Raw genomic sequence first — 9,355 nt, 5'->3', positions numbered from 1 at the left:
GTTGTGGTTCTTGCTCTCGCGTGGGGGGGGGGCGGCGGCGCGCAGTGTGCAGCCGCCGACGCCGCGGGGCCGCCCCGCCGCCCCTGTGGGTGGTGCTCGGGGCGCTCACGCGCCCGGGCGGTTACGCGCCCTTCGACAGGTCCGGGCCGGAGCCCGTGGCCTCGATCGGGGGGAGGTCGGGCAGGGCCGACTTCTCCTCGCCGCGGAAGGTGAACTTGGCCTCCTCGCCCTCACCCTCCTTGCCGACGACCACGATGTGACCGGGACGCAGCTCGCCGAAGAGGATCTTCTCCGACAGGATGTCCTCGATCTCGCGCTGGATGGTCCGGCGCAGCGGACGGGCACCCAGGATCGGGTCGTAGCCGCGCTTGGCGAGCAGGAGCTTCGCGTCACCGCTCAGCTCGATGCCCATGTCGCGGTCCTTGAGGCGCTCGTCGACCTTGGCGATCATCAGGTCGACGATCTGGATGATGTCTTCCTCGGTGAGCTGGTGGAAGACGACCGTGTCGTCGACACGGTTCAGGAACTCCGGCCGGAAGTGCTGCTTGAGCTCTTCGTTGACCTTCGCCTTCATCCGCTCGTAGCCGGTCTTCGTGTCGCCCTGCGCCGCGAAGCCCAGGTTGAAGCCCTTCGAGATGTCCCGCGTACCCAGGTTGGTCGTCATGATGATGACCGTGTTCTTGAAGTCCACGACCCGGCCCTGGGAGTCGGTCAGGCGACCGTCCTCCAGGATCTGGAGAAGGGAATTGAAGATATCCGGGTGGGCCTTCTCGACCTCGTCGAAGAGGACGACGGAGAACGGCTTCCGGCGCACCTTCTCGGTGAGCTGGCCGCCCTCTTCGTAGCCCACGTAGCCGGGGGGCGAACCGAAGAGACGGGAAACCGTGTGCTTCTCGCTGAACTCCGACATGTCGAGGGAGATCAGCGCGTCCTCGTCACCGAAGAGGAATTCGGCGAGCGTCTTCGAGAGCTCGGTCTTACCGACACCGGACGGGCCGGCGAAGATGAACGAGCCACCGGGGCGCTTCGGGTCCTTGAGACCCGCACGGGTACGGCGGATCGCCTGGGAGAGCGCCTTGATGGCGTCCTTCTGGCCGATGACGCGGCGGTGGAGCTCGTCCTCCATGCGGAGCAGCCGCGAGGACTCCTCCTCGGTGAGCTTGAAGACGGGAATGCCGGTCGCGGTCGCGAGGACCTCGGCGATGAGCTCGCCGTCGACCTCGGCGACGACGTCCATGTCGCCGGCCTTCCATTCCTTCTCGCGCTTGGTCTTCGCCGCCAGCAGCTGCTTCTCCTTGTCGCGGAGGGAAGCTGCCTTCTCGAAGTCCTGGGAGTCGATGGCCGACTCCTTGTCGCGGCGCACGCCCGCGATCTTCTCGTCGAACTCGCGGAGGTCCGGCGGCGCGGTCATCCGGCGGATGCGCATCCGGGAGCCGGCCTCGTCGATCAGGTCGATCGCCTTGTCCGGGAGGAAGCGGTCCGAGATGTAGCGGTCCGCCAGCGTCGCCGCCTGGACGAGGGCCTCGTCCGTGATGGAGACGCGGTGGTGGGCCTCGTAGCGGTCGCGCAGGCCCTTGAGGATCTCGATCGTGTGGGGGAGGGAAGGCTCCGCCACCTGGATCGGCTGGAAGCGGCGCTCCAGCGCGGCGTCCTTCTCGAGGTGCTTGCGGTACTCGTCGAGCGTCGTGGCACCGATGGTCTGGAGCTCACCACGGGCCAGCATCGGCTTGAGGATGCTCGCGGCGTCGATCGCGCCCTCGGCGGCGCCCGCACCCACGAGGGTGTGGAGCTCGTCGATGAACAGGATGATGTCGCCGCGGGTGCGGATCTCCTTGAGCACCTTCTTCAGGCGCTCCTCGAAGTCACCGCGGTAGCGGGAACCGGCGACCAGGGCACCCAGGTCAAGCGTGTAGAGGTGCTTGTCCTTGAGGGTCTCGGGGACCTCGCCCTTGACGATCGCCTGGGCCAGGCCCTCGACGACGGCGGTCTTGCCGACGCCGGGCTCGCCGATGAGGACCGGGTTGTTCTTGGTGCGGCGGGACAGCACCTGCATGACCCGCTCGATCTCCTTCTCGCGCCCGATGACCGGGTCGAGCTTGGATTCGCGGGCCGCCTGGGTGAGGTTGCGGCCGAACTGGTCCAGGACGAGCGAGGTCGAGGGCGTGCCCTCGGCCGGGCCGCCTGCCGTGGCCGACTCCTTGCCCCCGCCGGTGTAGCCGGAGAGCAGCTGGATGACCTGCTGCCGGACTCGGTTGAGATCGGCGCCCAGCTTCACGAGGACCTGGGCGGCGACGCCCTCGCCCTCGCGGATCAGGCCGAGCAGGATGTGCTCGGTGCCGATGTAGTTGTGGCCGAGCTGGAGGGCCTCTCGGAGCGAAAGCTCCAGGACCTTCTTCGCCCGCGGGGTGAAGGGGATGTGGCCGGACGGGGCCTGCTGGCCCTGACCGATGATCTCCTCAACCTGCTGGCGAACAGCCTCGAGCGAAATCCCGAGGCTCTCCAGGGCCTTAGCGGCGACACCCTCACCCTCGTGGATCAAGCCCAGGAGGATGTGCTCGGTGCCGATGTAGTTGTGGTTGAGCATCCGGGCTTCTTCCTGAGCCAGGACGACAACCCGCCGCGCGCGGTCGGTGAACCTCTCGAACATCGTTTATCGCTCCTCAGAGCGGTCGGGCAGTTCGGGGTCGGTCCCCGCCCTGTCCTTCCGCATGCTAGTCCCGTGGGGCGGGACAGCTCATTCCAACTGCCGACATCCGTCCGCGGCTCACCCCTGCGTCCGCGGGGAAAACCGGCCTGAACAGCCGACAACTGCTCCAACTCGATGGTGCGAGACGATGTTCCCGCAGGCCAGGCAGATACCCGTCATGCGAGTACGCCGACGGCGAACGGAACCCGGTCAAATCAGCGTGTCGCCCCGATCCACTAGGAATGTCTTACCCGTCAGGGCTGACAGTCCATGCCGGTTTCACCGGTTCCCTCCGCTGAGGGCGAACACAGTTCCGTCCCGAATGTGGGACGCCACCCCCCGCGGAAGTTCACGTTCCGCACGTGGAAGGATGCGGACCGTCACGCCTACCGTAACCCGCGAGCGTTTCGGCAGTTGCTCCGGACATGGCCGCCACCGTCCCGCCGACCGTTCCGCAGCCCCGCGTCGCGCCCGAGGAGGACGCGGACGCCGCCTGGTACCGCCGGGTCCTCGGCTGGACCGTCACGGCCGGACCGCCCGCCCGGCTCGCGACCGGGATCCGCTTCGACGTGCTGGACCTGCCGTCCGACGCCGGAGCGGCGGTGCTGCGCAGGCCGGTCGGCACGGGGCCGGTGGCCCTGGCCGGGCGCCGGATGCGGTTCCTGGTGGCCGCGGGCTGCGCCGACGAGCTCGACGGACTGCTCGACTGGCTGGAATGGGGCGGGGTCGCCCTGGATCTCGCCGCCCTGGGTGCGGGGGACGCGATCACCGCCCCGGCTCCCCCGGGGCCGCGCCGCGGGGCCGGCCCCCGGGAGGCCGCCGTGTGGCTGCGGCCCCCCGAGCAGGGGTGTGAGGCACTGCTGCCGGCCCTGCCCGGTCCCGGGCGGGCCGCCGGACCCGCGGACGGGCCCGATCTCGTACGCCTGGTGGCGGCCGCGGCGACGGAATGCCACCGGGCGCGCCTGGGGCGGCGTACGAACGGGGTCCGTCAGCCCTTGGCCTTCTCGTAGGCTTCGCGGATCTCGGCCGGGACGCGGCCGCGGTCGTTCACGTTGTAGCCGTTCTCCTTGGCCCAGGCGCGGATCTCGGCCGTGTCCGGGTTTCCGGTCGAAGCGGCCGCGCGGCCCTTGGCGCGGGCCGCGGTGGCACGGCCACCGGTGCGGCGGCCGCCCTTGGTGTACGGGTCGAGCAGACCGCGGAGCTTTTCAGCGTTGGCGGTGGTGAGGTCGATCTCGTAGGTCTTGCCGTCCAGAGCGAACGTCACCGTCTCGTCCGCCTCGCCACCGTCGAGGTCGTCGACAAGAAGGACCTGAACCTTCTGTGCCACCGGGATTTCCTTTCATCGAAAAGCAGTACGCGGAAAGGAAACCGCTTTTGCCTGGAAAACACAAACCCCCCGGGAGAGGTTCAGGACCGCAACGAGGCGGGAAACGTGCGCGATTCGGACATAGGCCACAGGCGCGCGGAGCGGCGGAAAAGCTGGGGCCATCGATCAGAGGTGCAGAAGCATCCGACTGTTGCCCAAGGTGTTCGGCTTCACTCGTTCGAGACCGAGGAACTCCGCGACACCCTCGTCATAGGAACGCAGGAGCTCCATGTACACATCGGTGTCGACCGGGGTCTCACCGATCTCGACGAAGCCGTGCTTCGCGAAGAACTCGACTTCGAAGGTGAGGCAGAAAACCCGGCTCACCCCGAGCGCGCGGGCGGTGCGCAACAACTGCGCGAGCACCTGATGACCGACGCCGGCGCCCTTCAAGTCCCGGTCGACGGCGAGAGTCCGTACTTCGGCCAGGTCTTCCCACATCACGTGGAGAGCGCCGCAGCCCACCACCTGTGCGGTGGAGTCGTGTTCCGCGACCCAGAACTCCTGGATGTCCTCGTAAAGGACGACCGGTGCTTTGTCGAGCAGGATCCGCTGCTGCACGTACTGGTCGAGGAGGCGGCGCAGCGCGGGAACATCGCCTGTGCGGGCACGACGGATCGTCACTGTTTCTGCATGTGCAGAGGAAAACTCTCCCATGGCTGCGGACGCTATCGCCCCGGCCGCTCCGGCTGCTCGCCGGAGTCCCCTTCGGGGGCCCCGGCCGGCGGCGCCGCCGCTTCGGGCGCGGGGGCGGACCCGGCGGCGGACCCGGGGGCGGGCTCAGGGGCGGACTCGGCGGCGGACTCGTCGTCGTGCTGGACGATCCGGACGGCGTCGCGGAGGGCTTCGCGCTGTTCCGCGGACATCATGCCGAAGAAGGCGACGAGGGCGGCGGCGGGGTTGTCGCTCGTCGACCAGGCTTCGTTCATCAGAGCGGCCGAGTAGGCGGCGCGGGTGGAGACCGCCGTATATCGATAGGCGCGGCCCTCGGCTTCCCGGCGGACCCAGCCCTTCTGATGGAGATTGTCCATAACGGTCATGACCGTGGTGTACGCGATGGACCGTTCCTGCTGGAGGTCTTCCAGTACTTCCCGAACGGTGACCGGGCGGTTCCACTGCCACACCCGCGTCATCACGGCGTCTTCGAGTTCTCCCAGGGGGCGAGGCACAAACAGCACGATAGTGCGGCTTGTACGGAATTGCCCGGCCATTCACCCGGCAACGCGCAACAAAATCGGGCGCACGGCCGGGGGCCGCGCGCCCGCCGGAGGGGGCGTGCCGTCCGGAGGTGCTACGGGTGCTGGTCCTGCTGGCGGGCCGATTCGGCGCGGGCGAGCACGGCGTCGACCGCCGCGTCCTCCTTGGCCTTGTTGGCGCCGCCCTGGCTCTTCACGATCGTCACGACGAGGGCGATGAAGAACGCGGCCATCACGACGGGGGGCACGAGCGCGGAGACGTAGTCCATGGCACCCAGCCTAGCTATCCGGCGGCGCGCCCGGCCGCCGGGGGCGGGGTGGGCTTGCGGCGCGGCGGGAAGACCTCGCCGGGCGTCGGTACGGGCCGCTCGGGCCGCGGCGGCTCCTGCGGCGCCGGGGCGGGCTTGCGGGGCTCCTCGCGGCCGCCCGCGAGGGCGGTCAGCCGGGTCCGGGAGGCGGGCGCGGCCGCCGGGGCGCGGCGGGCGGTGCCTCCGGCGGCGGCGCGGGCCCGCTCCAGCAGCCGGGCGGCGGCCGGGTTGCCGCGCAGGGCGCGCAGGGCGGCGAGGTCGTCCGGAGTCGGGGCGAGGCCCGCGTCCAGGGCCTCGCGCAGCAGCTCCAGATAGCCGGAGAGGCTGCCGGGGAGGGCGGCCCGGTAGCGGGCGAGGTCGGCGAGCAGGAAGGCTCTGAGCCGGCCCGCCTCCCGGGCCGCGTCGTCCACCGACTGCGCGAGGCGCAGGCAGTCCTGGACCTCCCCGGCCGCCAGGGGGGCCGAGGAGGACTGGAGGGCGTGGGCGAGCGAACGCCTGAGCAGGTGCAGCTCAGCAGCGCTGAACGCCATGCCGCCGCGGGATCCGTAGGGCGTGGGCATGGGGCCGAAGATACGCGCTAATCGGACAAAAGCCCCTCAGGGCGTGTGCGTGCGGCGCGGCGCGGCCCACGCCTCAGCCGGTCTCCTTGACCGCGCGCAGGAAGTCGGTCCAGGCGGCGTGGGTCGTGGCGAGGACGAGGTGGGCCGGGTCGACGCGGTCGGCGACCTTCACCAGGGCGCCGGGGGCGCTGGCGACGTAGACGCAGGCGTCGCCCTCGCCACAGAACGAGGACTTCTGCCACGCGGGCTGAGCGGTCATGGTGTCTCCTGTGGGCACGGTGGCCGGTACTGGCTGTCAAGGGACGGTAACGCCGTGGCCGGTGCCGGCCGGTCGCTTTCCCGCAATTCGGCGTTTCGCCCCTGTGTCCCGGGAGGACGTCACGCCGGCGTACGGGGTTGCCGGAGGCGGTCGACAAAGGCCGAAACCGCATCCTTCACGTCCGTTTCCGTCCAGGCCAGGCCCGGCTCCGTGATCTGCATCTCGGTCATCGACATCCCCGGCGGCCCGTCCGCGGACCAGCGGCGGAAGAGGACGGTGCCGGTCTCCTCGGCCTGCCGCAGCCCGGCCTCGTCCAGCCGCTCCGCCTCGTACGGCAGCCACACCTGGAACTGGTGGGTGTGCGGGACCTCCGGGTGGATCCGGAACCACGGCAGGCCCGCCTCGGCGAAGCCGGCCCGCAGGCCCTCGGCCACCGCGCGCGCCCGGGCCACGTACGCGGGCAGCCGGGGCAGCTCCCGCTCCAGGCCGGCGAGGGCGGACAGGGCCTGGGGGAACTGGCGGAAGAGCTGGCCGCCGTAGCGGTGGCGCCAGACCCTGGTCTCCTCGACGAACTCCCGCGGGCCGGCCAGGGCGGCTCCGGCGAGGCCGCCGAGGGACTTGTAGAAGGAGACGTACACGGAGTCCGCGAGGCCCGCGATCTCGGCCAGGGGGCGGCCGAAGTGGACGGTGGACTCCCACAGCCGGGCCCCGTCGAAGTGGACCACGGCCTCCCGCTCGCGGGCGGCCTCCACCGTCTCCTCCAGCTCCTCCCAGGAGGGCAGCAGGAAGCCCGCGTCGCGCAGCGGCAGCTCCACCATCAGCGTGCCGAAGGGCTCGCGGACGGCCGCGACCTCCTCGGCGGTGAAGGGGCGCGGCTCGGTGGTGGGGTGCACCACGCGCAGCCCGGAGACCGTGGACAGGGCCTCGCCCTCCCAGCGCTCGGGGTGGCCCATGGGGTGCAGGGCGACCACCGGGTTGCCGGTGCGCCCGGCCCAGCAGCGCAGGGCGATCTGCTGGGCCATGGTGCCGGTGGGGAAGAAGGCCGCGTCCTGCGTCCCCAGCAGGCCGGCCACCCGCCGCTCCAGGTCGGCGACGATCCCGTCGCCGTAGACATCGGCGGGGCCGTCCAGGGCGTACGGGGCCTCGGCGAGCCCGGCGAGCAGTTCTCCGAGCGTGGGTTCGCGCAGGCCGCGGGTCAGGACCCGGTCGGCGGCGCGCCAGGCCGCCACGAGCCGTGCGGTGCGTTCTGCTTCCTCGTTGCTGTCGCTCATGGTGTCCGATCCTCGCTCCCGCGTCCCCGGCCGGCCAAGAGCCCAGGGGCTAGCATGACGGCGTATCGTCCGGTACCCCCGCGGACTGGAACGGAAGGCATTCCCCGCGTGAATCCCTCACAGCAGCCCCGCCCTGCCCGGCTCACCGTCGGTGTCGTCGGTGCCGGCCGGGTCGGCCCCGCGCTCGCGCGCGCGCTCCAGCAGGCCGGGCACCACCCGGTCGCCGTGTCCGGAGTGTCCGACGCCTCGGTGCGGCGGGCCGCGCGGATGCTGCCCGATGTGCCGCTGGTGCCGCCGGGGCGGGTGCTGGAGCTGGCCGACCTGGTGCTGCTCACCGTCCCCGACGACGCGCTGCCCTCCCTGGTGGAGGGGCTGGCCGAAACCGGTGCGGTCCGGCCGGGCCAGCTGCTGGTGCACACCTCCGGCCGCTACGGGACGGCCGTGCTCGACCCGGCCCGCCGCGCGGGCGCGCTGCCGCTGGCCCTGCATCCCGCGATGACCTTCACCGGGACCGAGGTGGACGTGCAGCGGCTGGCCGGCTGCTCCTTCGGCGTCACCGCCCCGGAGGAGCTGCGGCTGGCCGCCGAGGCGCTGGTGATCGAGATGGGCGGGGAGCCCGAGTGGATCGCCGAGGAGAACCGCGCGCTCTACCACGCGGCCCTGGCCCTCGGCGCGAACCACCTGGTCACGCTGGTCGCGCAGTCGCTGGAGCTGCTGCGCACGGCCGGGGTGGGGCACCCCGACCGGATGCTCGGCCCGCTGCTCGGCGCGGCCCTGGACAACGCCCTGCGCTCCGGGGACGCGGCCCTGACCGGGCCGGTGGCCCGCGGGGACGCCGGTACGGTCGCCGCGCACGTCGCGGAGCTGCGCAAGCACGCGCCCGGTACGGTCGCCGGCTATCTGGCGATGGCCCGCACCACCGCGGACCGGGCCCTCGCGCACGGTCTGCTCAAGCCCGAACTCGCCGAGGACCTGCTCGGCGTACTGGCGGACACGGATTCCGACGGGGGCGACCGGTGACCGAGCTGCTGCACACCGCCGAGGCGCTGCACGCGCTGCCGCGCGCGGGCCGCCGGGCCGTGGTGATGACCATGGGCGCGCTGCACGAGGGCCACGCCACCCTGGTCCGTACCGCGCGGGAGCTGGCCGGGCCCGGGGGGCAGGTGGTCGTCACCGTCTTCGTCAACCCGCTGCAGTTCGGCGCGGGCGAGGACCTGGACCGCTACCCGCGCACCCTCGACGCGGACCTGGTGATCGCCCGGGAGGCGGGCGCCGACGCGGTGTTCGCCCCGGCGGTGGACGAGGTCTACCCGGGCGGCGACCCGCAGGTGCGGATCAGCGCCGGGCCGATGGGCGGCCGTCTGGAGGGCGGCACCCGCCCCGGGCACTTCGACGGGATGCTGACCGTCGTCGCCAAGCTGCTCCACCTCACCCGGCCCGACCTGGCGCTCTTCGGGCAGAAGGACGCCCAGCAGCTGGCGCTGATCCGGCGGATGGTGACCGACCTGAACTTCCCCGTCGAGGTGGTCGGCGTACCGACCGTGCGCGAGGAGGACGGCCTCGCGCTGTCCTCCCGCAACCGTTACCTGTCCCCCGAGGAGCGCCGCACCGCGCTGGCGCTGTCCCGGGCGCTGTTCGCCGGGCGGGACCGGCTCGCCGCGCAGGCGGCGCTGCGGGCCCGGGGCGTGGCCGCGCGGGCATCGGTCGTG

The 9,355-nt window shown here is 71.8% G+C and carries 11 protein-coding genes; 3 read left to right on the top strand and 8 right to left on the bottom strand.

Annotated features, from left to right (window positions below):
• Positions 1-121 precede the first annotated feature (121 nt).
• Positions 122-2,647: an ATP-dependent Clp protease ATP-binding subunit gene (locus ABZ873_RS32940; protein ID WP_360880151.1), complete on the bottom strand. Its 2,526-nt coding sequence runs from the start codon at positions 2,645-2,647 to the stop codon at positions 122-124.
• Between the two features lie 464 nt (positions 2,648-3,111).
• On the opposite strand from ABZ873_RS32940, the gene ABZ873_RS32935 reads away from it, so the two are divergent.
• Positions 3,112-3,696 (top strand): SCO3374 family protein, encoded by a 585-nt coding sequence (locus tag ABZ873_RS32935; RefSeq protein WP_360880148.1) that lies wholly within the window; start codon positions 3,112-3,114, stop codon positions 3,694-3,696.
• On the opposite strand, the gene ABZ873_RS32930 is transcribed toward ABZ873_RS32935, so the two are convergent.
• The 7 genes from ABZ873_RS32930 to ABZ873_RS32900 form a co-directional block, all read right to left on the bottom strand.
• Positions 3,675-4,013: an Lsr2 family protein gene (locus tag ABZ873_RS32930; protein WP_360880145.1), complete on the bottom strand. Its 339-nt coding sequence runs from the start codon at positions 4,011-4,013 to the stop codon at positions 3,675-3,677. The two genes, ABZ873_RS32935 and ABZ873_RS32930, sit on opposite strands and share 22 nt — an antisense overlap.
• A 165-nt stretch (positions 4,014-4,178) precedes the next feature.
• Entirely contained in the window at positions 4,179-4,709 is a 531-nt protein-coding gene (locus tag ABZ873_RS32925; protein ID WP_360880143.1) for an amino-acid N-acetyltransferase, read from the bottom strand.
• A gap of 11 nt (positions 4,710-4,720) precedes the next feature.
• Complete coding sequence (locus ABZ873_RS32920; protein ID WP_360880140.1) at positions 4,721-5,221, bottom strand: BlaI/MecI/CopY family transcriptional regulator; 501 nt, start codon at positions 5,219-5,221, stop codon at positions 4,721-4,723.
• A 122-nt stretch (positions 5,222-5,343) separates the two neighbouring features.
• On the bottom strand, positions 5,344-5,517 hold the full coding sequence (locus ABZ873_RS32915) for a hypothetical protein (protein WP_360880137.1): 174 nt from the start codon (positions 5,515-5,517) through the stop codon (positions 5,344-5,346).
• 14 nt (positions 5,518-5,531) lie between these two features.
• On the bottom strand, positions 5,532-6,116 hold the full coding sequence (locus ABZ873_RS32910) for a hypothetical protein (protein ID WP_360880134.1): 585 nt from the start codon (positions 6,114-6,116) through the stop codon (positions 5,532-5,534).
• Between the two features lie 73 nt (positions 6,117-6,189).
• Positions 6,190-6,375: a DUF397 domain-containing protein gene (locus tag ABZ873_RS32905; RefSeq protein ID WP_360880132.1), complete on the bottom strand. Its 186-nt coding sequence runs from the start codon at positions 6,373-6,375 to the stop codon at positions 6,190-6,192.
• A gap of 119 nt (positions 6,376-6,494) precedes the next feature.
• On the bottom strand, positions 6,495-7,646 hold the full coding sequence (locus ABZ873_RS32900; protein ID WP_360880129.1) for a beta-eliminating lyase-related protein: 1,152 nt from the start codon (positions 7,644-7,646) through the stop codon (positions 6,495-6,497).
• Positions 7,647-7,745: 99 nt separating this feature from the next.
• Between ABZ873_RS32900 and ABZ873_RS32895 the strand changes: the two genes are divergently transcribed.
• Complete coding sequence (locus ABZ873_RS32895) at positions 7,746-8,666, top strand: DUF2520 domain-containing protein (RefSeq protein ID WP_360880154.1); 921 nt, start codon at positions 7,746-7,748, stop codon at positions 8,664-8,666.
• A partial coding sequence (gene panC / locus ABZ873_RS32890) for a pantoate--beta-alanine ligase (protein ID WP_360880127.1) occupies positions 8,663-9,355 on the top strand: 693 nt, incomplete at its 3' end. The genes ABZ873_RS32895 and panC, both read left to right, overlap by 4 nt.

The sequence above is a fragment of the Streptomyces sp. NPDC047014 genome (assembly GCF_040644195.1).
In the GTDB taxonomy this organism is placed as follows: domain Bacteria; phylum Actinomycetota; class Actinomycetes; order Streptomycetales; family Streptomycetaceae; genus Streptomyces.
Note: the sequence above shows the minus strand (reverse complement) of the source record. Positions and strands in the feature narration are given on the sequence as shown.